This is a genomic window from Streptomyces sp. NPDC037013, assembly GCF_055607265.1.
The window spans coordinates 456,770-480,875 of record NZ_JBVJRV010000003.1; the positions used below are offsets into that span (position 1 = coordinate 456,770).

Sequence of the window (24,106 nt, forward strand, 5' to 3'; positions counted from 1 at the left end):
GGAAGGCGGTTGGCCATGGCCAATGGTTCACGGCAGGCGGCTTGGGAGTTCTTCGGCGCGGAGCTGAAGAGGCGCCGGGAGGACGCGGGACTCAGCCAGTCGGCGCTGGGCACGAGGGTTTTCGTCTCCGGTGGATACATTGGCCAGTTCGAACAGGCAATTCGCAAACCGCAGTTGGACGTGGCGGAACGGATCGACGAGGTTCTGCGCACCGATGGCTTTTTCGAGCGGATGTGCCGGAAGCTGATCAAAGAAACCCGCTATGCGGAGTACTTCGCGCACGTGGCGGAGTTGGAGCGGCTCGCCACAGGGATCTGCGACTTCGCCCCGGCCGTGGTCCCGGGTCTGCTCCAGACCGCGGAGTACGCCCGTGCCGTATTCCTGGCCAGCCATCCGTTCGCCACCGATGAGTACGTAGAGGAACGTGTCAGCGCTCGCATGGAACGCGCGTCCATCCTCAGGGACGCGACGCGACCCACGTACTGGGCGATCCTGCATGAAACCACCTTGTGCACACCCGTCGGCGGCCCGGAGACGATGGTCCAGCAGCTGGAGCACATTGCCGCCACGGTGCGTGAGCGCCGGGCGATGGTGCAGGTGCTGCCGTTCTCGGCGGGGGCCTACCCCAGCATGGGCAAGATGCTGAAGCTCATGGAGTTCGACGACGCCCCGCCAACTGCCTATACAGAGGGCGTGCTTTCGGGGAATCTGCTGGACGACCCGGCAATGGTGAAGCAGATGTGGGCGGCATACGATCAGCTCAGGGCCGCCGCGTTGTCACCCGAGGCGTCCCTGGCCCTGATCGAGTCGGCGGCGGAGGACTACAGACAATGCGCGAGTTCGACCTGAGCAACGCCCGCTGGCGCAAGAGCACGTACAGCGGCGGCGACAGCGGCGAGTGCGTCGAGGTCGCATACGACTTCCCCGGCGCCGCCCGCTGGCGCAAGAGCAGCCACAGCAACGGCGAAGGCGGAAACTGCGTCGAGGTCGCCGACGGGGTCCCCGGGGTCGTGCCCGTGCGGGACAGCAAGGTCCCGCACGGCCCCACCCTGATCATCGGCGCCCCCGCCTGGCAGGCGTTCATCAGCGGCAACACCCAACGGAACGCCGCCCGGTGAGACCGCGCTACCCCCGAACAGGTCCCTGACACGGGGCGGTTGACCGAAGAAGCCGCCGGTGACCGGCCCGGCTCAGTAGCCGATCGTGAACCGGCGCTGCACGAACCGCGGCAGCTCCGCCTCGTCCACCAGTGCGACGGCGGCGTCCTCCACGGATATACGGCTGCGCCCGTCCGCGTCGAGCACCGGCTGGTCGCCGCCGAGGCGGAATCTGCCGGTGCGCGGCCCGGGGGCGATGTCCTCGGCGGGACTGAAGTACGTCCACAGCCGGTTGGAGACGCGCAGCACGTTCAACGCGTCCCGGTGGCCGCGCACCGCCGCCGCGTAGGACCGGGGCAGCCCGAGCCGGTCGAGGCTCTCGTACAGATGCTCGTCGGAGTCGGCGTGGACGAGGCCCGGTTCGACCTCCAGGCTGCCGGCCCCGCCGATCACGATCAGCCGGACCCGGGGCCGGCTGTCCAGCGCCTTCAGCAGCGCCCGTGCTGCGGTCACGAATACCGACGGGTCGGCGACCGAACGCTCCACCGTGGCGGCGAAGTCCGCGGCGGCGTTGCCGGGCTGGTAACCGCTGATCAGTACGTCCATACCGGGCAGGGCCGCGGCGATCCCCTCGGCGTCGAACACGTCGAGGCTCCGCCATGTGACGCCCGCCCGCTCCTCGCGAACCCGCGAGGCGTCACGGGTGAACGCCGTGACCCGGTGCCCCCGTTCGACGGCCTCCGTGACGACTCGGCTGCCGATGGTCCCGCTCGCTCCGATGACTCCGATGTGCATGGCTCTCCCCTTGTGGTGACGTGCGTCTTGTCCCGTCGTACGACAGTGATCGTGACGCCATGCGGAAACTATACGGCGTGAAGTTCGGATACACCGCACAGATTTGAAACGCTGTACGGTGACGGGGTGGAGAGCATGCCGACGGGACGTACCCAGGGGCGCCGCGAGCGCCTGCGCGCCGAGACGACGGCCGAGATCAAGAAGGTCGCCCTCGAACTGATGGCCTCCGGCGGGCCCGACGCCATCACCCTGCGGGCCATCGCCCGCGAGATGGGCATGACCGCCAACGCCATCTACGGCTACTTCGCCACCCGCGACGACCTGGTCACCGCGCTCATCAACGACGTCTACACCGCACTGGCCGACGCCGTGGACGCCGGCTGGGCCTCGGCCCAGGGCCCGGCCGACCGGATCCACGCGTGGGCGCACGCCTTCCGCGACTGGGCCCTGGCCAACCCCGAGGGCTTCCGTCTGATCTACGGCGACCCCGTCCCGGGCTACCGCACGCCGGACGGCGGCGCCGCGCCGCAGGCCGCCCACCGGGTCTGCACCGGCCTCGCCGGTCTCGCGGACGCCGCCTGGCCCCACGCCCACCACCTCTACGCGGGCAGCGAGTTCGACTGGACGGACTTCGACCCCGGCCTGCTCGCCAAGGTCCGCCCGGCCTACCCGGACCTCCCGCCCGCCGCCGTGGCCCTCGCGCTGCGCCTCTGGGGCCATCTGCACGGCCTGGTGTCCCTGGAGGTCTACGGCCACCTGCGCGGCCAGACCGTCAGCCCGGACAAGCTGTTCCGCGCGGAACTGACCGCGCTCGTGCGGTCGTTGGACCTCACGCGGGACTGACGGACCCGGTCCTGCGACCAGGCGACCTGGAGGGCCCCGCTTCCGTGCGCGTCGCCCGTGGCCCAAGATGCCCTCATGAAGAGTGACCTGTTCTCCAGCGACCACATGGCCCAGTCGGCGCACGCCCCCGGCATGACCCTCCAGAACGCCAAGTCCGTCAAGTACGCGGTGAACGGCGAGATGTTCGCCCGGCAGGGCGCGATGATCGCCTACCGCGGCAGTCTGCAGTTCGAGCGCAAGGGCCAGGGCGTCGGCGGCATGCTCAAGCGGGCCATGACCGGTGAGGGGCTGCCGCTGATGGCCGTGCGCGGCCAGGGCGAGGCGTGGTTCGCGCACGAGGCGCAGAACTGCTTCATCGTCGACATCGAGCCCGGCGACGTCCTCACGGTCAACGGCCGCAACGTCCTGTGTTTCGACGCGACCCTCTCGTACGAGATCAAGACCGTGAAGGGCGCGGGCATGACCGGCGGCGGCCTCTTCAACAGCGTCTTCACGGGGTCGGGCCGGCTGGGGCTGGTCTGCGAGGGCAACCCGCTGGTGATCCCCGTGTCGCCGCAGCAGCCGGTGTACGTGGACACCGACGCGGTGGTCGGCTGGACCGCGAACCTCGGCACGTCCCTGCACCGTTCGCAGTCCATCGGCTCGATGATCCGCGGCGGCTCGGGCGAGGCCGTGCAGTTGAAGCTGGAGGGCGAGGGGCACGTCATCGTGCGGCCGAGCGAGGCGACGCCGCAGAAGGCGCAGCAGCACTGAGCCGTACCGGAGAACCGGTCGAGGCAGAACCGGTCGAGGCACGGTAGAGGGGCGGTGGAGGGGCGACGGCCTGGGGGCGGGAACCGGCCGGGTGCGCGCGGCGCCGGTGGGCAGGCACGTCGGCGGAGCAAGTACCTTTCGTCTCATGGTTGTTGATCCGGGAGACGCCGGGGCGGGCGTGCGGCTGCGGCCGCCGCGCCATCCCCTGGACCGCCGGGCCGTCGCCTGGTGGCGCACCCAGCTGCTGCTGACGACGGCCGCGCCCGTGGCCGTCCTCGGCCTGCTCGGCGCGCTCATCGCGCCGGCCAGGTTCTGGCTCCTGCTGCCCGCCGCGCTCATCGCCGTGCCGGGGCTGCTCGCCGCGGCGCTGCTGCCGCTGTGGTGGTACAAGGTCCACCGCTGGGAGGTCACCGACGACGCGGTGTACGTGCGGACCGGCTTCTTCTGGACGGAGGGCCGGATCGCGCCGATGTCGCGGCTGCAGACCGTCGACACCATGCGGGGTCCGATCCAGCGGGTCTTCGGGCTGACCACCGTGACGGTCACCACGGCGTCCGCCCGGGGCGCGCTGAAGGTCAAGGGGCTCGACCACGCGGCCGCGGCCGCGCTCGCCGAGTGGCTCGCGCTGGTCACCCAGGCCACGCCGGGCGACGCGACGTGAGCGGGCTCGCCGAGTCCCCGGAGTGGTCGCCGCCCGCCCCCGGGGAGGCTCCCGGGGAGGAGGCGGCGGACCACGGCTGGCGGCGGCTCGACCGCCGTTCGCTGCTCGTCACCGTCCAGATGACCGGTGGCGTGGTGACCGCCGTCGGGGTGCCGGTCACGCTCAGCTTCCAGGGCTGGGTGCCGATGGGTCCTGTCCTGGTCTGGGCGGTGGGCCTGAGCCTGCTGCTCATCGCGAGCGGCATGGCCCTGGACGCCCTGCGGCTGCGCCACAGCCGCTACCGCATCGGGCCCGAACGCGCCGAGCTGCGCAGCGGCATCCTCTTCGTCAAACACCGCTCCCTGAGCCGCGAGCGCATACGCTCCGTCGACCTCGTCGCCCATCCGCTGCTCCGCCTGCTCGGCCTGGTCGAGGTCCGCATCGGCACCGGTGAGCAGAGCGCCGGCCAGGAGGCCACGCTCGAACTGCGGCCGGTGCGCAGGGCGGAGGGCGAACGGCTGCGGCGCGAACTCCTGAGCCGCGCGGCGCCCGGCGCCGGGGCGGAGACGGAGGGCACGCTCGCCGCCCTCGACCCCCGCTGGATCCGCTACGCCCCGCTCTCCTTCGTCACCTCCGCGGTCGCGGCCGCGGTGGGCGGCGCGGTGATGCAGGTCAGCGAGTGGTTCGGGGTGCAGGAAGAGCTCATCGAGTGGGTGGGCGACACCTTCCGCGGGATGTCGGTCGCGGGCATGGTGCTCGCCCTCGTCGTGGGGGCGCTGGCGGCCGGGTCGCTGGGGGCGCTGGGGCTCTGGGTCGAGATGTGGTGGAACTACCGCCTGGAGCGGGAGCCCGGCGGCACGCTGCGGGTGCGGCGCGGCCTGCTGACGGCCCGCTCCGTCTCGCTGGAGGAGGCCCGGCTGCGCGGCGTCGACCTGGTGGAGCCGCTCGGCCTGCGCCTGTCGGGCGCGGCCCGCGTGGACGCCGTCGCCACCGGCCTCTCCCGCCGCGACGAGGAGGACCAGGCGGGCCCGAGCACCCTGCTCCCGGCCGCGCCGCGGCGGCTGGCGGGCGAGGTGGCGGCGCGCGTCCTGCGGGAGCCGGTGACGCCGACCGCCGCACGGCTCACGGCCCACCCGAGGGCGGCGCTGGCCCGGCGGCTCCGCTGGGCGGTGGCGGCGGCGCTGACGCCCGCGCTGGTCCTGGCCGGGCTCGGCGCCCTCCTCGGCGTGCCGGTCCTGACCGGTCTGGGGGCGGGGTGCGCGGTGGTGCTCGTCCCCGTCGCCCTTGCGCTCGGCCGGGACGCGTACCGCAGCCTGGGGCACGCGGTCGCGGGCGACTACCTCGTCGTGCGCTCGGGGACGCTGCGCCGGTCCACGGTGGCCCTGCGGCGCGGCGGGGTGATCGGCTGGACCGTGAAGCAGTCCGTGCTCCAGCGCCGGGCGGGCCTGGTGACGGTGAGCGCGACGACGGCGGCGGGCGCCCAGGCGTACGCGGCGTACGACGTGGGCGAGGCGGCCGGCCTGGAGTTCGCGGAGCGTGCGGTGCCGGGGCTGCTCGGGCCGTTCCTGGAACGGCCCGGGCAGCCGGCCGGCGAACCGGCGGTGCCTCTCAGCTGACGGCGGCCCGCTGCTCGTACCCGACCAGGCGGACGCAGACCGTGAGGCCCTTGATCGCCTCGTCGAGCTCGGCGAGGCTCGGGTAGCTGGGGGCGATGCGGATGACCGCGTCGCGCGGGTCGTCGCCGTTCGGGTGCGTGGCACCGGCCGGGGTCAGCACGATGCCGGCCGCCGCGGCGCGCCGCACGACCTCCTTGGCGCAGCCGTCCGGGACCGTGAGGGTCACGAAGTAGCCGCCCTTGGGCGAGGTCCAGGTGGCGAGGCCGGTGGCGCCGAGTTCGGCTTCGAGGATCCGGGCGACCGTCTCGAACTTGGGCTGGAGCAGGGCGCGCTGGCGCTCCATGTGGGCCCGTACGCCGGCCTCGTCCTTGAGGAACATCACGTGCCGCAGCTGGTTGATCTTGTCGGGGCCGATCGACCGCTTCTGGTTGTTGTCCAGGAGCCACTTCACGTTGGCGGGCGACGAGCCGAAGAACGCCACGCCCGCGCCGGCCGCGGTGATCTTCGAGGTGGAGCCGAAGACGAACGCCCGGTCCTCGTGGCCGGCCTCGGCGCAGGCCGCGAGAAGGTCGGCGATCTCGGCGGGCTCGTCGGTGAGGTGGTGGACGGCGTACGCGTTGTCCCAGAAGATCCGGAAGTCGGGTGCCGCGGTGGGCATCGCGGCGAGCCGCGCCACGGTCTCGTCGCTGTAGACGACGCCGTCGGGGTTGCTGTACTTCGGCACGCACCAGATGCCCTTGATCGCGGGGTCCGCGGCGGCGAGCCGCTCGACCTCGTCCATGTCGGGCCCGTCCGCCGTCATCGGCACGGGGATCATGTCGATGCCGAACCGGCGGCAGAGCGAGAAGTGCCGGTCGTAGCCGGGGACCGGGCACAGGAACGCGATCCGCTCCTGGTCCGCCCAGCGGGACGTGGCGCCGGGGACCAGGCCGAGCAGGGCGTGCACGAGGCAGTCGTGCATCAGCTCCAGGCTGGAGTTGCCGAGCGCGAGCAGCTGGGCGGCGGGGACCTGGAGGGGCCCGGCGAAGATCTCCCGCAGCTCGGGCAGCCCCTGCAGCCCGCCGTAGTTGCGCACGTCCGTGCCGTCGGCGGCCGTGTACCGGCCGCCGGGCAGGCTCAGCAGTTCCTCGCTGAGGTCGAGCTGCTCGGGCGCCGGCTTGCCCCGGGTCAGATCGAGGGAGAGCCCGCGCCCGGCGAGGTCGTCGTAGTCCTTCCGGGCCTGCTCAAGCAGCCCGGCCAGGGCCTGGGTGTCGGGGCTCAGCTCGGTGGTCATGGTGGTGCCTCTCGCAGGTGCCGCTGTCGGTGGGTGGCGCCCGCCGAGGATACAAACCCGGCCGGATGCGGGGAGCGGGTGACCGCTTCGCGAGACCGCGGCGCCCGGTGGCCGGTATGGCGCGGCGTCCTGCGCGGGGGGCGGCAGAGGCGATGACCGGAACTCTTGACCGGCCTTCCGCGCCCTCCTATCGTCGCCACGCCGCCCACGACGTAGGACGTGGGACCTCTTAGTGAGGCCAGGGAGACACAGTGACCGGACCGACCTCTCGTACGGCGGGCTCCGCGGGCACACCCGACCGCCGCTCCTTCCTCAGGTACACCGGCGCGCTGGGCGCGGCCGCCGCCCTGCCGACCACCCTCTCCGCCTGCTCCTCAGGGCCGGAGTCCACCAACGAGACCGGGGGCGGTGGCCGGGGCGGCGACGCGACGCTCACCGCCGTCATCGGCTACGGCAACGACGGCAGCTGGGACCCCACCCAGACCGCGTCGGCCTTCGCGATGGCCGGCAACGAACACATCTACGAGGGGCTCCTCGGCACCGACCCGATCACCCGCGCCCCCTACCCGGCGCTCGCCACCGCCATCCCCGGCGATCTCACCGCGACCACCTGGAAGTTCACCCTGCGCCCCGGGGCCAAGTGGCACGACGGCAGGCCCGTCACCGCCGATGACGTCGTCTTCGTCTTCGACCGGATCCTCGACCCGAAGACCCAGACCCTCGCCAAGGGCTTCTTCGCGAGCTGGCTCAAGGAGGTCAGGAAGACCGACGCCACCTCCGTGGAACTGATCCTCAAATTCCCCTTCCCGGACGGCGCAGCCCGGCTCTCCCTCGCCAAGATCATGCCGAAGCACGTGTTCGGCGAGCCCGGCGCGTGGGACGAGGCGACCAAGGGGAAGGCGGTCGGCTCGGGACCGTACCGGCAGACGGCCCACCACCCGAAGTCGAACACGACCTTCGAGGCCTTCGACGACTACAACGGCCCGCGCAGGGCCGCGTTCAGGAAGATGAACTGGCTGACCATCGTGGACGCCGCGCCGCGCGTCGCGAAGATCTCCGGGGGCAGCGCGGACGCGCAGATCGCCGACAACATCCCGTACGCCAACATCGAGCAGCTCAAGAAGCACGGCATGACCGTCGAGGGCGGCGCCGGGATGAACAACCTCTTCCTGCTCTTCAACACCGCGCACCGGCCCTTCGACGACGTCCGCGTCCGCCAGGCCCTGCACTATGCCATCGACCGCGACAAGATGATCGAGGCCGCCCTGCGGGGCCACGGCAAGGCGTCGACCTCCTTCCTGGACGAGGCCAACCCCTCCTACCGGCCCGCGAAGACCGTGTACGGACACGACCCGGAGAAGGCCAGAAGGCTCCTGAAGGCGGCGGGCGTCGGGAAGCTGAAGGTCAACCTCATGGCGGTCAACGTGAGTTGGATCGTGGACTGCCTGCCGACCATCAAGGACGGCTGGGAGAAGGCCGGCGTCGAGGTCACCCTCGACCCGCAGGAGACCACCGCCGTCTTCACCAAGCTCGACCAGAAGAAGGACTTCCAGGTGGTCGCGGCCGCCTCCAACCCCAACCAGTTCGGGCTCGACGCCGACCTGATCATGCACTACAACTACGGCCCCCAGAACCTGTGGATGGGGTACGCGCGCTGGGCCGACGACGCCGTCGCGAAGAAGCTCTTCAAGGACATGGACCGGGCCACCCGCGAGCCGGAGGCGGGCCGCAAGAAGGCCATGGTCCAGGAGTACATCGACGTCATCGCGGAACAGGCCGTGCTCTACCCGGTCGTCCACAACGAGCTCATGACCGCCTGGGACCCGAAGAAGGTCACCGGCGTCAGGGCCCAGCCCTATCCGGGGATCAACCTGCTGCAGGCCAAGTGGGCCTGAACCCCGCCCGGTTCCCCGGCCAGTTCAGGAGTCGTACGCCGTGACCGCAGTCCTCGCCATCCTGGCCCGCCGCGTCGCCCTGCTCGTCCCGCTGCTGCTCGGCATCGTCCTGTTCGTGTTCCTGGTGATGCGCTTCTCCGACGTCGACCCGGCGTCCGCGTTCTTCCAGGGCGCCAACCCGACGCCCGGACAACTGCACCGGTTCCGCGAGGAGAACGGGCTCCTCGATCCGCTGCCCGTGCGCTACATCGCCTTTGTAGGGGACCTCCTCCACGGCGACATGGGCATCAGCGTCCTCAACCGCTCCCCCGTCGTCGACCAGGTCACCACCGCCCTGCCGCTCACCCTGCAACTCACCTTCCTCGGCCTCGGGATCGCCGTGGTCCTCTCCCTCGTCCTCGGCGTCACCGCCGCGATCCACCGGGACCGGCTCCCGGACCAGCTGATCCGCGTCGTCTCCCTGACCGGGGTCGCCGCGCCCGGCTTCTGGCTGGCGCTGCTGATGATCCAGTACCTGGCGGTGGACCTCGGCTGGTTCCCGACCGGCGGCTACATCAACCCCGCCGACTCCCTCACCGGCTGGCTGAGAACGATGACCCTGCCCGCCCTCGCGCTCTCCCTGCCGGTGGCGGCGGGCCTCACCCGCATCATCCGCACCGCCGTCGTCGAAGAGCTCGACAAGGACTACGTCCGCACGGCGATCGGCTGCGGCCTGCCCCCGGTGGTGGCCGTGGGCCGCAACGTCCTGCGCAACGCCCTCATCAACCCGCTCACCGTCCTCGGCCTGCGCGTCGGCTACCTGCTCGGCGGCGCCGTCGTCATCGAGACGATCTTCTCGCTGCCCGGCATGGGGAAGCTGATGATCGACGCCGTGAAGAACGGCGACCCGGCCGTCGTGCAGGGCGTCGTCATCACCACGGCCGTCGGATTCGTCGTCGTCAACCTCGTCATCGACATCCTGCACCTGCTGGTCAACCCGCGCCTGAGGGGGACGAGCCGGTGATCGCCTCCCGCAGGGCGCTGACCGAGCGCCTGGCCGTGCCCGGCCTCCGGCTCCGCCCGTGGCGCAAGCTGCCCGTGCCCTCCCGGATCGCGGTCGGCGTCATCGCAGTCGTCGCCCTCGTGGCGCTCCTCGCCCCGCTCATCGCCCCGCACGACCCGCTCGACCAGCGGCCCCAGGCCGACGGCACCGGCCACCCCTCCGGCGGCCACTGGATGGGCCAGGACAGCCTGGGCCGCGACATCCTCAGCCGGCTGATGTACGGGGCGCGCTGGTCGCTGGCGATCGGGCTCGGCGCCACACTGCTCGCCCTCGCCGTCGGTACCGTGATCGGCGCGGTCGCCGCGACCTCCCGCAAGGCCGTCGACGAGACGCTGATGCGCTGCCTCGACGTCGTCATGGCCTTCCCCGGCATCGCGCTCGCCGCCGTGCTCGTCGCGGTCTTCGGCGGCGGCATCACCGTGCTGATCTGCGCCATCGCCTTCCTGTTCACCCCGCCCGTCGCCCGGGTCGTACGCGCCAACGTGCTCGACCAGTACGGCGAGGACTACGTCGTCGCCGAACGCGTCATCGGCGCCCGCACCCCGCACATCCTCGTCCGCCACGTCGCCGTGAACTGCGCGGCGCCCGTCCTCGTCTTCTGCACGGTGCAGGTCGCCGAGGCCATCGTCTTCGAGGCCTCGCTCTCCTTCATCGGCGCCGGTGTCCGGCCGCCCGACCCGTCCTGGGGCAGCGTCATCGCCGACGGCAAGAACATGGTCCTGATCGGCGGCTGGTGGGCGACGGTCTTCCCCGGCCTCCTGATGCTGCTCACCGTCCTGGCCCTGAACATCCTCTCCGAGGGCGTGTCGGACGCGTGGGCGGCGCCCTCGGGGCGCGAGGCGCCGGGTGCGGCCCGCGCGCGGGACCGCCTGGAGACCCCCGAGCCCGGCAGCGGCCGGGTCACCGCCCTGCCCGGCCTGCCGGAGGCCGCCGCCCGGCTGCGCTCGCGCGCCCGCCCGCTGCCGGCCGGCGAACCGGTCCTGTCGGTCGCGGGGTTGACCGTGTCCTTCCCCCGGCGGCACGGCGGCACGGACATCGTCGACGGGATCGGCTTCGACGTACGGCCCGGTGAAGTCCTCGGCCTGGTGGGCGAGTCGGGGTGCGGCAAGTCGCTGACCGCGCTGACCGTGATGGGCCTCGAGCCCAAGGGCGCCCGGGTCGGCGGGCGCGTCACCTTCGACGGGCGGCAGCTCATCGGCCTGCCCCCGCGCGCCAGGCGCCGGCTGCTCGGCCACGACATGGCGATGATCTACCAGGACGCGCTGTCGTCCCTGAACCCCGCGATGACGGTCCGCGCCCAGCTCCGGCAGGTCGTCCGCAGAGGCGGCCGCCGCACCCCCGCCGAACTCCTCGACCTGGTCGGCCTGGACCCCGGACGCACCCTGCGCAGCTACCCGCACGAGCTCTCCGGCGGCCAGCGCCAGCGCGTCCTGATCGCCCTCGCGCTCTCCCGCGACCCGAAACTGGTCATCGCCGACGAGCCGACCACCGCGCTGGACGTCACCGTGCAGGCGCAGATCATCCAGCTGCTCCTGCGGCTGCGCGAGGAGCTCGGCTTCGCGCTGATCCTCGTCTCGCACGACCTGGCGCTCGTCGCCGACGTCACCGACCGGGTCGTGGTGATGTATGGCGGCCAGATCGTCGAGACGGGCGTCACCGCCGACCTGGTCGGGGCGCCCGCCCACCACTACACGCGCGGCCTGCTCGGCTCGGTGCTCTCCCTGGAGTCGGCGGCGCGGCGCCTCACCCAGATCAAGGGGGTCGTGCCGTCCCCGGCCGACTTCCCGCCGGGCTGCCGGTTCGCGGACCGGTGCCCCTTGGCGAGCGAGGTGTGCCGTACCCGGCCGCCCGAGCTGACGGGCGGCCGCACCCACGCGACGGCCTGCCACCACCCGGCGGGTGCCGGCGCGCCCGCGGAGACACCTCCGGGCGCGCGGGCCGCCGCGCGACCCGTCACGGACAAGGGTGAGCCGACATGACGACCCCCCTCGTGCACCTCGACGACGTGCACGTCGTCCACAAGGCGAGGTCGGGCGGCCTCTTCTCCCGGGACCACGTGTACGCCCTGACGGCGGCGGAGCTGTCCGTCGCCCCCGGCGAGACCGTCGGGATCGTCGGCGAATCGGGGTGCGGCAAGTCGACGCTCGCGAAGGTCCTCGTCGGCGCGCAGCCCCCCACCGCCGGCACGGTGTCGTTCCGCGGCCGCGACCTGTGGCGGATGAAACCGGCCGAACGCCGCGCCTCCGTCGGCACCCACACCGGCATGATCTTCCAGGACCCGTCGACCGCGCTGAACCGCAGGCTCACCGTCGGGCGGATACTCCGCGATCCGCTGGACATCCACCGGCGCGGCACCCGGGCCGCCCGTGAGGCGCGCGTACGGGAACTGATGGCGCTGGTCGGCCTGCCCGCCGCACTCGCCGACGGGCTCCCCGGGCAGCTCAGCGGCGGCCAGCGCCAGCGGGTGGCGATCGCCCGCGCCCTGGCCCTGGAACCCGCTCTCGTCGTCGCCGACGAACCGACGAGCGCCCTCGACGTCTCGGTGCGCGCCCAGATCCTCAACCTCCTCCTCGACCTGAAGGAGCGCCTCGGTCTCGCCCTGGTCTTCGTCTCCCACGACATCCAGACCGTACGCAGGATGAGCGACCGCGTCGTCACCATGTACCTGGGCCGGATCGTCGAGGAGTCGCCGGCCGGCGAGGCGCTCGACCGCGCCCGGCACCCGTACACGCGCGCCCTGTTCTCCGCGACGCCGGGGCTGCTCGACCCCATCGACCCCATCCCGCTGGCCGGGCCCGTGCCGTCGGCGACCCGGCCGCCGAGCGGCTGCCCGTTCCGCACCCGCTGCTGGAGGGCGGACGAGGTGTGCGCCGCCGCGATGCCGGAGGCCCGCCGTGCCGGCGCGGGACACCTGTTCCGCTGCCACCACCCCGTGGACGAGGGAGAGTCGGTCCACGACCTCGTCGCCCAGGCCGCCGCCACGGCCGCCGCCACCCCCAGGGAGCAGCCATGCCCGTCCCCGCCCCGCTGACCGGTGTCGTCCCGCCCGTCTGCACCCCGCTGACGCCGGACCGCGAGGTGGACACGGCCTCCCTCATCCGGCTCGTCGACCACCTGGTCGCGGGCGGCGTCGACGGCCTGTTCGTGCTCGGCTCGACCTCGGAGGCCGCCTATCTGACGGACCGGCAGCGCGCCCTCGTCGTCGACACGGTGGTGCGGCACGTGGCCGGTCAACTGCCCGTCCTCGCCGGGGCCATCGACATGACGACGCCGCGCGTCCTGGACCACGCGCGCGCCCTCGCCGTGGCGGGCGCCGACGCCGTCGTGGCGACCGCCCCGTTCTACGCGCGGACCCACCCGGCCGAGATCGCCCGCCACTTCCGACTGCTCGCGCGGGGCGCCGGGCTGCCGGTCTTCGCGTACGACATGCCGGTCTCGGTCCACACCAAGCTCGGCACGGAGCTGGTCCTCGAACTGGCCGGGGAAGGGGCACTGACCGGCCTGAAGGACTCCAGCGGCGACGAGGGCGCCTTCCGGCGCGTGGTCCTCGGCAAGCGGTCGCGGCCGGCGCTCGCGGAGTTCAGCGTGCTCACGGGGTCGGAGGTGACGGCCGACTCGGCGCTCGCGATGGGCGCGGACGGCGTGGTGCCCGGCCTCGGCAACGTGGACCCCGAGGGGTACGCGCGCCTTGTCCGCGCCTGCCGGGCGGGCGACTGGACGCGGGCGCGGGCCGAACAGGAGCGGCTGTGCGGCCTGTTCGGGATGGTCACGGCGGGCGATCCGGCACGGATGGGCGCCGGCTCGTCGGCACTCGGCGCATTCAAGGCGGCGCTGCACCTACGCGGAGTGATCACCTGCCCGGCCACGGCAGACCCACAGATCCCGCTGTCCCCGTCGGAAACGGAGCGGGTGGGCAAATACCTGGCGGCGGCGGGCTTGCTCTGACCCGGCACGCCCTGCGGCGCGGGCCGCGGTGTACGCACCGCGGCGGCAGGTGCCCGGTCAGGAGGTCACCGGGCCCGGGGGCCGCACCTCGCGAGGGACCCCCCGCGAAGAGGTCCCTCGCGAGGAGACTTTTCGGGCGCCCCGCGGTCCGCCGTCCTGCGGTGGTCGTCAGGAAGGCGTCCGCGCGGTCGCCAGGAGGCGTGTCACGTCGTCCGAGCAGATCGTCAGCGCACAGCCCGCCGTGGTGAGGACGTCCTTCTCCGCCGTGGTGTACGGGCCGTCGGCGAGGGCGATGCGGGCGCCCTTGAGGAGCAGGGCCTCGCGGCCGGCGGGGGCGAGGTGCGGGGCCAGCGGGCCGAGCGCCTCGTGGAGTTCGATGGCGAGGCCGGGGCCGCAGTCCGGCTCGGTGGCGCGCCCGGCGTCGGTGGCGAGCGCCTCGACGAGGGCGACGAGCTGCTCCTCGGTGCAGTCGTCGTACCCGGCGCCGTGCAGGGCGGCGACGGCCGTGTCCAGGGTGGAGCGCGAGGCGGTGCCGCCGGTGGACAGGACCGCGAGGACGATGGTGTGGATGGCGTCGCGGAGCATCGCGGAGAGCCGCGTGGTGGTGGGGTGGTCCAGGACGTCGGGGTCGAAGAGGTCCTGGCAGGCGGCGCACTGGATGACGGGCCCCCGGGTGCCGCGCGGCACGACGGGCAGGCCGAGCAGGACGAAGCGGCGCCGGCCCGTGAGCCGCTGGTAGTTGCGGTCGCCGCCGCAGGCCGGGCAGAAGAATTCGCCGTCGCCGACGGCGTCCCAGGCGGTGTGCATGCCGATCACGCGCCTGCACACCGCTCGCCCGCGCGAGACCGGCTTGGCGGGGATGCGGGTATTCCGGCCGTTCCGTCCCCGATCTGGCAGCACCACGCACCTCCGTAACTCCCCGGCTGCATTGCCGCGTTGGCGTGATGTTAGCCACATCCGTGATGCGACGTCAGCACCTCGTACCGGAGAGCGGGTCCGACATGGCCGGGAGACGACGCGGCCCCGCCCGCCGGATCGGCGGACGGGGCCGGGCGAAACCGTTCGGCGGACTAGCGTGCCGCGCGGTTGACGGCGGAGACGACGGCCTTCAGGGAGGCGCGGGTGGTGTTGGCGTCGATGCCGATGCCCCACAGCACCTTGTCGCCGATCGCGCACTCGATGTACGAGGCGGCCTGCGCGGACGCGCCCTCGCTCATCGTGTGCTCCTGGTAGTCCAGCAGGCGTACGTCGATGCCGATGCCCTGCAGCGCGTCGAAGAACGCGGAGATCGGGCCGTTGCCGGAGCCGGTCAGGACGGTGTCCGCACCGTCCAGGGTGGCCTCGACGGTCAGCGTGTCGACGCCGTCGGTGTCGGTCGTCGTCTGGCCGTTCTTGACCTGAATCCGACCCCAGGGGTTCGCCGGGTTCGGCAGGTACTCGTCCTGGAAGACGCTCCAGATCGCGGCCGGGGTGACCTCGCCGCCCTCGGCGTCCGTCTTCGCCTGGATGATCTTCGAGAACTCGATCTGCATGCGCCGGGGCAGGTCCAGCTTGTGGTCGTTCTGCAGGACGTACGCGATACCGCCCTTGCCGGACTGCGAGTTGACGCGGATGACGGCCTCGTAGGAGCGGCCGACGTCCTTGGGGTCGATGGGCAGGTACGGCACGGCCCACTCGACGTCGTCGACGGTCTTGCCCTGGCTCGCGGCCCGGGCCTCCAGCGCGTCGAAGCCCTTCTTGATGGCGTCCTGGTGGGAGCCGGAGAAGGCGGTGTAGACCAGGTCGCCCGCGTACGGGTGGCGGGGGTGGACCTCCATCTGCGTGCAGTACTCGTACACGCGGCGGACCTCGTCGATGTCCGAGAAGTCGATCTGCGGGTCGACGCCCTGCGAGAACAGGTTCATGCCCAGGGTGACCAGGTCGACGTTGCCGGTCCGCTCGCCCTGCCCGAACAGGCAGCCCTCGACGCGGTCGCCGCCGGCCATGACGGCCAGCTCGGCGGCGGCGACGGCGGTGCCGCGGTCGTTGTGCGGGTGGATGGAGAGGCAGACGTACTCGCGCCGGGACAGGTTGCGCGACATCCACTCGAAGCGGTCCGCGTGGGTGGAGGGCGTGGAGCGCTCCACGGTGGCGGGCAGGTTGAGGATGATCTCGCGGTCGGCGTCGGGCTGCCAGACGTCCATGACGCCCTCGCAGACCTCCAGTGCGAAGTCCAGCTCGGTGTCGGTGAAGATCTCGGGGCTGTACTGGTAACCGAAGGTCGTACGGTCGTCCAGCAGCTTGTCCGCGTACTCCATGACCAGGCGCGTGCCGTCGACGGCGATCTGCTTGACGGCGTCGCGCGAGCCGCGGAAGACGACGTCGCGCCAGACGGGCGCGGTCGCGTTGTACAGGTGGACCGTGGCGCGCCGGGCGCCCTTCAGGGACTCCACCGTGCGCTCGATGAGCTCCTCGCGCGCCTGCGTCAGGACGGAGATCGTCACGTCCTCGGGGATGGCGTCCTCGTCCTCGATGATCGAGCGCACGAAGTCGAAGTCGGTCTGGCCCGAGGAGGGGAAGCCGACCTCGATCTCCTTGTAGCCCATGCGTACGAGCAGGTCGAACATGGCGCGCTTGCGGGCCGGGGACATCGGGTCGATCAGCGCCTGGTTGCCGTCGCGCAGGTCGGTGGAGAGCCAGCGGGGGGCGACGGTGATCCGGTTGTCCGGCCAGGTGCGGTCGGGGATGGCGACCTGCTCGTACTGCCCGTACTTGTGGACCGGCATGGAGGTGGCGCGCTGGAAGTTCGGCATGGTGCGTGGGCTCCTCGGAGGGTGTCCGCTGGATCCTCGCCAGGGGTGGTCCTCTGGCGGAGGGACGGCCGACGGTCTTAGCGCAACACCGAACTCCGCGGGGAGGGGGTCGGCCTCGACTACAGGCCCTCGCCGCGGCAGCTAAGAAGGAGCAGCCCGAATCGCATGATGTGCCGCAGCCTAGCCGAGCCGCGCGTGACGCGCGGGCCCGTATCAGTATGCGGGATCACCGGCAGGTAACGGCTATGCCGTGATCAATACCTCTATTTCACTAATCCTGGTTGCAGGTAGTGACAGCGGCATGACCCAGTGCCACATTGCACGCCATGACCGCCAACCCGGCAGGCTTCGAGCCTGTCTTCTGCACCATCGTGCCGCCCCACGTCCTGGACCGGCTGGCCCAGAACCAGGACCCCGCGCTCGCCACGCCCGCCCGCCGCACCCTGCAGCGCGACGCCTTCGAGCGCACCCAGCGCCGTCTGACGACCGTCGTCGGCGCCCCCACCGTCGCCGTGCCGAAGGAGGCCGCGGCCGGCAAGCCGCACCGCACCATCTACGACGCCAGGCACCGCACGGAGCTGCCCGGCCGCAAGGTCCGCTGCGAGGGCGACAAGCCGACCAAGGACGCCACCGTCAACCGCGCGTACGCGGGCCTCGGCGCCACCTTCGAGCTGTACCTGAAGTCGTACGAGCGCAACTCGATCGACGGCAACGGCCTGCCGCTGAACGCCACCGTCCACTACGACGAGGACTACGGGAACGCCTTCTGGAACGGCGAACAGATGGTGTTCGGCGACGGTGACGGCGAGATCTTCCTCGACTTCACCATCCCCGTCGACGTCATCGGCCACGAGCTGACCCACGGCGTCACGCAGTACACGGCCAACCTGACGTACTTCGGCCAGCCGGGCGCCCTCAACGAGTCGATGTCGGACGTCTTCGGCTCGATGATCAAGCAGTACTCGCTGGGCCAGACCACCGCCGAGGCCGACTGGCTGATCGGCGCCGGGCTGCTCGCCCCGCGCGTCACCGGCACGGCGCTGCGCTCCATGAAGGAGCCGGGCACCGCCTACGACGACGACGTGCTCGGCAAGGACCCGCAGCCGGCCGACATGGACTCCTACGTCAGGACGGGCCGCGACAACGGCGGCGTGCACATCAACTCCGGCATCCCCAACCGCGCGTTCTACCTGGTCGCCGACGCCCTCGGCGGTCACTCGTGGGAGCGGGCCGGACAGATCTGGTACGCCGTGCTGACCGGTGGCGAGCTGGCGCAGGACGCCTCGTTCAGCGACTTCGCCAAGCTGACGGTCGCCGCCGCCCGCCAGAAGTTCGGCGACGGGGACGAGCTGAAGGCCGTCGTCGACGCGTGGTCCACGGTCAAGGTGCCGGCCACGGACGGCTGACGGCGCGCTACCGGCCGCCTCTCCCGTGGAGTAGACAGGAGCCATGCGTATCCAGGTGAAGCGGACCGGAGGATTCGCGGGCATCGACCGGCATGCCGAGGTGGACACCTCGCAGCTGGCCGATGCCCCGGAGTGGCGGGCCCTGGCCGAACAGGCCCTGGCCGACGGCAGGAGCGCCCCGCCCATCGGGGTGCCCGACGGGTTTAACTACCAGCTGACGGTGGACGGGCGGACGGTGTACTGCTCGGATCCGCGGCTGACCGAGCCGCAGCGGAAGCTGATCTCGCGGGTGCTGAAGGAGGGCGCGTAGGGGCGGGAAAGGCGGCCGTCGGCCCACCCTTGAGAAAACCTGAGCGTTGTTCATCTTTCTGCCGCACGCCCATTGACTTCCGTACTCGCCGGTACGGAGGATCCCGCCCATGGCAGCGAGTGCGGCGACACCGGCGAGAGAACCCGTTCCCCCGTTCCCCCGCGACTTCCTGTGGGGCGTCTCCACATCGGCCCACCAGATCGAGGGCGCCGTCGACGAGCGCGGCCCCTCGGTCTGGGACGCCTTCACGGCCGTACCCGGAAACGTGAAGGACGGCACCACCGCCGCCGTCGCCTGCGACCACTACCACCGCTACCGCGAGGACGTGGCGCTCGTCCGCGGGCTCGGCGTGGACGCCTACCGCTTCTCGGTCTCCTGGCCGCGCGTGCTGCCCACCGGCGCGGGCCCGGTCAACCCGGCGGGCCTCGACTTCTACGACCGGCTCGTCGACGAGCTGTGCGCCGCGGGTGTACGCCCCGTCCCCACCCTCTTCCACTGGGACACCCCGCTGGCCGTCCAGGAGAAGGGCGGCTGGCTGGAGCGGCGGACCGCCGAACTCTTCGCGGAGTACACCGCCGTGGTGGCGGGCCGCATCGGCGACCGCGTCACGAAGTGGATCACCCTCAACGAACCGGCCGAACACACCCTGCTCGGCCACGCGCTCGGCCAGCACGCCCCCGGCGAACGGCTCCTCTTCGACGCGCTGCCCGCCGCCCACCACCAGCTCCTCGCCCACGGCCTCGCCGTACGGGCGCTGCGCGCGGCCGGCGCCCGCGACATCGGCATCGCCAACTCGCACGGCCCGACCTGGCCCGCCTCGGCCGCCGCCGACGACCTGGCCGCCGCCGACCTCTACGACCTGCTCCTCAACCGTCTCTTCGCGGACCCCCTGCTCCTCGGCCGCTACCCCGAGGGCATGGAGGAGCTGATGGGCGCGGCCGACCTCGACGCCGACCTGCGGACGATCGCGGAGCCGCTCGACTGGTACGGCATCAACTTCTACCAGCCGACCCGGGTCGGGGCGCCGCTCCCCGAGGGCACCGCCACCGACTTCGCCGGCGTCACGCTCCCGCCCGAACTCCCCTTCTCCCCGCGGGAGATCGAGGGGTACCCGGTCACGGACTTCGGCTGGCCGGTCGTCCCCGACGCACTCACCGACCTGCTCACCTCCTTCCGCGACCGCTACGGCGACCGCCTCCCGCCCCTCGTCATCACCGAGAACGGCTGCTCGTACGAGGGCCTGGACGACCAGGAGCGCATCACCTATCTGGACGGCCATCTGCGGGCCCTGCACCGGGCGTTGGAGGCGGGCGTGGACGTGCGCGGCTACTTCGTCTGGTCCCTGATCGACAACTTCGAGTGGGCGGAGGGCCACCGGCAGCGGTTCGGTCTCGTCCACGTCGACCACACCACCCAGGAACGGACCCCGAAGGCGTCGTACCACTGGCTGCGCGAGGTGCTGCGGGCGCGGCGGCCATGACCTCCGCCGCGCTGCGGGAGCCGACCGAGCGGGTCGGCCGCGGCTGGACCGCCACGCTCTCGGTGGCCAACGGCGCCATCTGGGTGGGCTGGTACGGGCCGCTGCAGATCCTGCTCGCCCGGCAGGCGCAGGAGCTGGCCCCGGCGGGCACCTCCAAGGAGACGGCGCTCGCCTGGGTGACCGGGGCAGGCGCGGTCGTCTCGCTCGCCGCGAACCCGCTGTCCGGCGCGGCCTCGGACCGCACCACGTCCCGGTGGGGCCGGCGCACCCCGTGGATCGTGGCCGGCACGGCGGGCGGCGCCGCCGCGCTGCTGCTGCTCTCCGCCGCGGGCTCCGTGTGGTCGCTGGCGGCCGGCTGGTGCCTGGTCCAGCTCACCCTGAACGCCGCCTTCGCCGCGCTCACCGCCGCCGTGCCGGACCGCGTGCCGCGTCCGCAGCGGGGCGCGGTGGGCGGCTGGCTCGGGGCGGCGCAGCTGCTCGGCGTGGTCGCCGGCACGGGGCTGGCGACGGCGGCGGGCGGCACGGTCGCGGGGTACGCGGCCTGCGCCCTGTTCACCGTGGCGGGCGTGGCGCCCCACGTCGTACGCCACCGCGACCTGCGCCTGGCCGCCGCCGACCGGCCGCCGTGGAACCGGCGGGAGTTCGCGGCCGGGTTCTGGCTCAGCCCGCGCCGCCACCCGGACCTCGCCGTGGCCTGGCTGACCCGGTTCCTGATCAACGTCGGCAACTCGGTGGTCCTGCTCTACCTGCTGTACTTCCTGCGCGACGGCCTGGAGTACGCCGACCCCGAGCGGGGCGTCCTCGTGCTGACCGCCGTGAACGGCGCGACGATGCTGGCCACGGTCGTGGTGGGCGGGGCCTGGTCGGACCGGGTGGGGCGCCGCAAGCCGTTCGTGATCTGGTCGGGGGTGCTGATGGCGGCGGCGACGGGGCTGCTCGCCCTCTGGCAGACCTGGCCGGGGACGGTCGCCGCGGCCGCGCTGCTCGGCATCGGCTTCGGCGTCTTCACCTCGGTGGACTTCGCCCTGATGACGGACGTCCTGCCGACGGCCATGGACCGCGGCAAGGATCTCGGCGTCATCAACATCGCCAACTCCCTGCCCCAGGTGGCGGCACCGGCGATGGCGGCCCCGATCGTGACGTATCTGGGCGGCTACCGGGTGCTGTACCTGACGGCGGCGGTGATCGGCCTCGCGGGAGCGGCGCTCGTGACGCGGATCAGGGGCGTGGAGTGAGAGCGGGTGCGCCCGGCGGGCCGGGACCCCGGGCGTCGGAGGCGGCGGGGCGCAGCGGTGAACCCCCGTCCCGCCGCTGCGCCCGCGTCGTCCCCGGCCCGATCCGGCCGTCCTGGCCAACCGCGCCGGGCCCTCCCGCATTCCCGGAAACGGCCAACTTCCGCCCCGGGAACGGGACATGGCCGGTGGCCGCGCGGGCGGCGGATGCCCGGGGGCGGGGCTAGAAGCCGAGTTTCCGCAGCTGGCGGGGGTCCCGCTGCCAGTCCTTGGCGACCTTCACGTGCAGGTCGAGGAAGACGGGCGTGCCGAGCAGCGCCTCGATCTGCTTGCGGGACTTGATGCCGACGTCCTTCAGGCGCTTGCCCTTCGGGCCGATGATGATGCCCTTCTGGCTGGGCCGCTCGATGTAGACGAAGGCGTGGATGTCGAGCAGCGGTTTGTCGGCGGGCCGGTCCTCGCGCGGCAGCATCTCCTCCACCACGACCGCGATGGAGTGCGGCAGCTCGTCGCGCACGCCCTCCAGGGCGGCCTCGCGGATCAGCTCGGCGACCATGACCTGCTCGGGCTCGTCGGTGAGGTCGCCCTCGGGGTAGAGCGCGGGGCCCTCGGGCAGCAGCGGCACGAGGAGGTCGGCGAGGAGCCCGACCTGCTCGTCGCCGACGGCCGAGACGGGCACGATCTCCGCCCACTCGAAGCCCAGCTCCTTGCCGAGCTGGTCGACGGCGATGAGCTGCTCGGCGAGCGTCTTGCTGTCGACGAGGTCCGTCTTGGTGATGATCGCGATCTTCGGCGTCTTCTTGATGGAGGCGAGCTCCTTGGCGATGAAGCGGTCGCCGGGGCCGAGCTTCTCGTTCGCGGGCAGGCAGAAGCCGATCACGTCGACCTCGGCCCACGTCGCGCGCACCACGTCGTTCAGCCGCTCGCCGAGCAGCGTGCGCGGCTTGTGCAGTCCCGGGGTGTCCACCAGGATCAGCTGGGCGTCGGGGCGGTGCACGATGCCGCGCACGGTGTGGCGCGTGGTCTGCGGCCGGTTGGAGGTGATCGCCACCTTCTGGCCGACCAGAGCGTTCGTGAGGGTGGACTTGCCCGCGTTGGGGCGGCCGACGAAGCAGGCGAAGCCGGCGCGGTGGACGGCCTCGGACGGCTCGGCTGATGACGGGGTACGAACGCTCATGGCGCCCATTGTCCCTGATCCCGGGAGCCGCGCCGCACCGCCCGGCCCGCGGAGGGCCGCCGTACGGGGCGCGGACCCGTCCCGTGAGCCCCCGGAAACGGCCCGGCAACACGAAACACGGCCGAAACCCGCGGTTGCCCGATACGAAACGCGCGCCCGTGACGCTCTCCCCCCATGACGACCTTCGCCGCCCCCCACCTCGACACGGGCGACACCGCCTGGCTGCTCGCGGCCACCGCGCTCGTCCTGCTGATGACGCCGGGCCTCGCCCTGTTCTACGGCGGCATGGTCCGCACGAAGAGCGTCCTCAACATGCTGCTCATGTCCTTCGTCTCGATCGCGCTCGTCACCGTGGTGTGGCTGGTCGCCGGGTACTCGCTTGCCTTCGGGGACGACGTCTTCGCGGGCCTGATCGGCGGCACCGACCACCTCGGCATGGCGGGCATCGGGCCCGGCACCCTCACCGGCACCGTCCCCACCCTCCTCTTCGGCACCTTCCAGCTGACCTTCGCGGTCATCACCGCCGCGCTGATCAGCGGCGCGATCGCCGACCGCACCAGGTTCGCGGCCTGGCTGGTCTTCGTACCCGTCTGGACCCTGCTCGTATACGTTCCCGTCGCCCACTGGGTGTGGGGCCCGGACGGCTGGATCGCGCGGGACCTGGGCGCGCTCGACTTCGCGGGCGGCCTGGTCGTGGAGATCGCTTCCGGCGCGTCCGGCCTGGCCCTGTGCCTGGTGCTCGGCCCGCGCATCGGCTTCCGGCAGGAGGCGATGCGTCCGCACAACCTCCCCATGGTCCTGATGGGCGCGGGCCTGCTCTGGTTCGGCTGGCTCGGCTTCAACGGCGGCTCGGCCCTCGGCGCCAACGGCCTCGCCGCGGCGTCCCTGCTCAACACCCTGCTGGCCGGCTGCACGGGGCTGCTCGGCTGGCTCTTCGTGGAACAGCGGCGCGACGGCCACCCCACTACGTTCGGCGCGGCGTCCGGCGCGGTGGCGGGACTGGTCGCGATCACCCCGTCGTGCGGGGTGGTCGGCATCCCCGGCGCCGCGGTCATCGGCCTCGCGGCCGGCGTCGTCTGCTCGTACGCGGTCGCGTGGAAGTTCCGCCTCGGCTACGACGACTCCCTCGACGTCGTCGGCGTGCACCTGGTCGGCGGTGTGGTCGGCACGCTCCTGATCGGCCTGTTCGCGACGGCCACGATGACGGACGGCGCCGAGGGCCTGTTCTACGGCGGGGGCGCGGCCCAGCTGGGCAAGCAGGCGGTGGCGGTCGCGGCGGTGGCCGCGTACACGTTCGCCGTCACGTACGGCATCGGGAAGGCCGTCGACAAGCTGATGGGGTTCCGGGCGTCGGCCGAGGACGAGCGGACGGGCCTGGACCAGACACAGCACGCGGAGAGCGCCTACGATCACGGCGTCCTGGTGGGCCCCGTGGGCTCCGCCTCCGTGAAGAAGGGGAGCCACGTCGCATGAAGCTGATCACCGCGGTCATCAAGCCGTTCCGCCTCGACGAGGTGAAGACGGCGCTCCAGGAGCTCGGCGTGGACGGCCTGACGGTCACCGAGGCCAGCGGCTACGGCCGCCAGCGCGGCCACACCGAGGTCTACCGGGGCGCGGAGTACCGGGTGGACCTGGTCCCGAAGGTCCGCGTCGAGGTGGTGGTCCCCGACCTGGACGCGGAGCCGGTCATCGACGCGATCGTCCGCGCGGCGAGCACGGGCAAGATCGGCGACGGCAAGGTCTGGTCGGTCCCGGTGGAGACGGTCGTCCGGGTCCGCACCGGAGAACGGGGCCCCGACGCGGTGTGACC

22 protein-coding genes are annotated in these 24,106 nt (G+C 72.4%); 17 read left to right on the plus strand and 5 right to left on the minus strand.

What is annotated here, in order from left to right:
- Positions 1-15: 15 nt before the first annotated feature.
- Positions 16-849 carry a helix-turn-helix domain-containing protein gene (locus tag ACZ7DY_RS11960; protein ID WP_471133313.1) on the plus strand — a complete coding sequence of 278 codons (834 nt, stop codon included), beginning with the start codon at positions 16-18 and terminating at the stop codon, positions 847-849.
- Positions 831-1,118, plus strand: a complete 288-nt coding sequence (locus ACZ7DY_RS11965; protein WP_471133316.1) for a DUF397 domain-containing protein — start codon at positions 831-833, stop codon at positions 1,116-1,118. The genes ACZ7DY_RS11960 and ACZ7DY_RS11965 overlap by 19 nt, the downstream gene beginning before the upstream one ends.
- Before the next feature lie 72 nt (positions 1,119-1,190).
- On the opposite strand, the gene ACZ7DY_RS11970 is transcribed toward ACZ7DY_RS11965, so the two are convergent.
- Complete coding sequence (locus tag ACZ7DY_RS11970; protein ID WP_471133318.1) at positions 1,191-1,892, minus strand: NAD(P)-dependent oxidoreductase; 702 nt, start codon at positions 1,890-1,892, stop codon at positions 1,191-1,193.
- Between the two features lie 135 nt (positions 1,893-2,027).
- Here ACZ7DY_RS11970 and ACZ7DY_RS11975 point away from each other — a divergent pair, with 135 nt between their 5' ends.
- From ACZ7DY_RS11975 to ACZ7DY_RS11990, 4 genes are all read left to right on the plus strand, one after another.
- The gene (locus tag ACZ7DY_RS11975; protein ID WP_471133321.1) at positions 2,028-2,735 is read left to right on the plus strand and encodes a TetR/AcrR family transcriptional regulator; all 708 of its coding nucleotides are present in this window, start codon (positions 2,028-2,030) and stop codon (positions 2,733-2,735) included.
- A gap of 75 nt (positions 2,736-2,810) precedes the next feature.
- A complete protein-coding gene (locus ACZ7DY_RS11980) occupies positions 2,811-3,488 on the plus strand; it encodes an AIM24 family protein (protein ID WP_471133324.1) in 678 nt (225 codons plus the stop codon).
- Positions 3,489-3,633: 145 nt separating this feature from the next.
- Positions 3,634-4,149: a PH domain-containing protein gene (locus ACZ7DY_RS11985; protein WP_471133327.1), complete on the plus strand. Its 516-nt coding sequence runs from the start codon at positions 3,634-3,636 to the stop codon at positions 4,147-4,149.
- A complete protein-coding gene (locus ACZ7DY_RS11990; RefSeq protein ID WP_471133329.1) occupies positions 4,146-5,744 on the plus strand; it encodes a PH domain-containing protein in 1,599 nt (532 codons plus the stop codon). Before ACZ7DY_RS11985 ends, ACZ7DY_RS11990 begins: the two co-directional genes overlap by 4 nt.
- On the opposite strand, the gene ACZ7DY_RS11995 is transcribed toward ACZ7DY_RS11990, so the two are convergent.
- Positions 5,737-7,017, minus strand: coding sequence for an aspartate aminotransferase type Ic (locus ACZ7DY_RS11995; protein WP_471133332.1), 1,281 nt, complete (start codon positions 7,015-7,017; stop codon positions 5,737-5,739). The two genes, ACZ7DY_RS11990 and ACZ7DY_RS11995, sit on opposite strands and share 8 nt — an antisense overlap.
- A gap of 251 nt (positions 7,018-7,268) precedes the next feature.
- On the opposite strand from ACZ7DY_RS11995, the gene ACZ7DY_RS12000 reads away from it, so the two are divergent.
- Genes ACZ7DY_RS12000 through ACZ7DY_RS12020 form a run of 5 tightly spaced genes read left to right on the plus strand, consistent with a single transcriptional unit; the run spans position 7,269 to position 13,899 of the window.
- Complete coding sequence (locus ACZ7DY_RS12000) at positions 7,269-8,912, plus strand: ABC transporter substrate-binding protein (RefSeq protein WP_471133334.1); 1,644 nt, start codon at positions 7,269-7,271, stop codon at positions 8,910-8,912.
- A gap of 40 nt (positions 8,913-8,952) precedes the next feature.
- On the plus strand, positions 8,953-9,915 hold the full coding sequence (locus tag ACZ7DY_RS12005) for an ABC transporter permease (RefSeq protein WP_471133336.1): 963 nt from the start codon (positions 8,953-8,955) through the stop codon (positions 9,913-9,915).
- Positions 9,912-11,933 carry a dipeptide/oligopeptide/nickel ABC transporter permease/ATP-binding protein gene (locus tag ACZ7DY_RS12010; protein WP_471133339.1) on the plus strand — a complete coding sequence of 674 codons (2,022 nt, stop codon included), beginning with the start codon at positions 9,912-9,914 and terminating at the stop codon, positions 11,931-11,933. The genes ACZ7DY_RS12005 and ACZ7DY_RS12010 overlap by 4 nt, the downstream gene beginning before the upstream one ends.
- Positions 11,930-12,985: an oligopeptide/dipeptide ABC transporter ATP-binding protein gene (locus ACZ7DY_RS12015; RefSeq protein ID WP_471133342.1), complete on the plus strand. Its 1,056-nt coding sequence runs from the start codon at positions 11,930-11,932 to the stop codon at positions 12,983-12,985. The genes ACZ7DY_RS12010 and ACZ7DY_RS12015 overlap by 4 nt, the downstream gene beginning before the upstream one ends.
- Positions 12,964-13,899 carry a dihydrodipicolinate synthase family protein gene (locus tag ACZ7DY_RS12020; protein WP_471133344.1) on the plus strand — a complete coding sequence of 312 codons (936 nt, stop codon included), beginning with the start codon at positions 12,964-12,966 and terminating at the stop codon, positions 13,897-13,899. Before ACZ7DY_RS12015 ends, ACZ7DY_RS12020 begins: the two co-directional genes overlap by 22 nt.
- A gap of 168 nt (positions 13,900-14,067) precedes the next feature.
- Here ACZ7DY_RS12020 and ACZ7DY_RS12025 read toward each other — a convergent pair whose 3' ends face one another.
- On the minus strand, positions 14,068-14,799 hold the full coding sequence (locus tag ACZ7DY_RS12025; RefSeq protein ID WP_471133347.1) for a TerB family tellurite resistance protein: 732 nt from the start codon (positions 14,797-14,799) through the stop codon (positions 14,068-14,070).
- 170 nt (positions 14,800-14,969) lie between these two features.
- Positions 14,970-16,691 carry a 2-isopropylmalate synthase gene (gene leuA, locus ACZ7DY_RS12030; RefSeq protein WP_471133350.1) on the minus strand — a complete coding sequence of 574 codons (1,722 nt, stop codon included), beginning with the start codon at positions 16,689-16,691 and terminating at the stop codon, positions 14,970-14,972.
- A gap of 326 nt (positions 16,692-17,017) precedes the next feature.
- Between leuA and ACZ7DY_RS12035 the strand changes: the two genes are divergently transcribed.
- From ACZ7DY_RS12035 to ACZ7DY_RS12050, 4 genes are all read left to right on the plus strand, one after another.
- Positions 17,018-18,097: a M4 family metallopeptidase gene (locus tag ACZ7DY_RS12035; RefSeq protein WP_471133353.1), complete on the plus strand. Its 1,080-nt coding sequence runs from the start codon at positions 17,018-17,020 to the stop codon at positions 18,095-18,097.
- A 43-nt stretch (positions 18,098-18,140) separates the two neighbouring features.
- Positions 18,141-18,407 (plus strand): protealysin inhibitor emfourin, encoded by a 267-nt coding sequence (locus ACZ7DY_RS12040; protein WP_471133355.1) that lies wholly within the window; start codon positions 18,141-18,143, stop codon positions 18,405-18,407.
- Positions 18,408-18,516: 109 nt separating this feature from the next.
- Positions 18,517-19,887, plus strand: coding sequence for a GH1 family beta-glucosidase (locus tag ACZ7DY_RS12045; protein WP_471133358.1), 1,371 nt, complete (start codon positions 18,517-18,519; stop codon positions 19,885-19,887).
- A complete protein-coding gene (locus ACZ7DY_RS12050; protein ID WP_471133360.1) occupies positions 19,884-21,122 on the plus strand; it encodes an MFS transporter in 1,239 nt (412 codons plus the stop codon). The genes ACZ7DY_RS12045 and ACZ7DY_RS12050 overlap by 4 nt, the downstream gene beginning before the upstream one ends.
- A 220-nt stretch (positions 21,123-21,342) precedes the next feature.
- Here the strand turns inward: ACZ7DY_RS12050 and era are convergent, their stop codons facing one another.
- A complete protein-coding gene (gene era / locus ACZ7DY_RS12055) occupies positions 21,343-22,305 on the minus strand; it encodes a GTPase Era (RefSeq protein ID WP_471133363.1) in 963 nt (320 codons plus the stop codon).
- A 165-nt stretch (positions 22,306-22,470) separates the two neighbouring features.
- On the opposite strand from era, the gene ACZ7DY_RS12060 reads away from it, so the two are divergent.
- A complete protein-coding gene (locus ACZ7DY_RS12060; protein WP_471133366.1) occupies positions 22,471-23,769 on the plus strand; it encodes an ammonium transporter in 1,299 nt (432 codons plus the stop codon).
- Positions 23,766-24,104 carry a P-II family nitrogen regulator gene (locus ACZ7DY_RS12065; RefSeq protein WP_471133368.1) on the plus strand — a complete coding sequence of 113 codons (339 nt, stop codon included), beginning with the start codon at positions 23,766-23,768 and terminating at the stop codon, positions 24,102-24,104. The genes ACZ7DY_RS12060 and ACZ7DY_RS12065 overlap by 4 nt, the downstream gene beginning before the upstream one ends.
- Positions 24,105-24,106 lie beyond the last annotated feature (2 nt).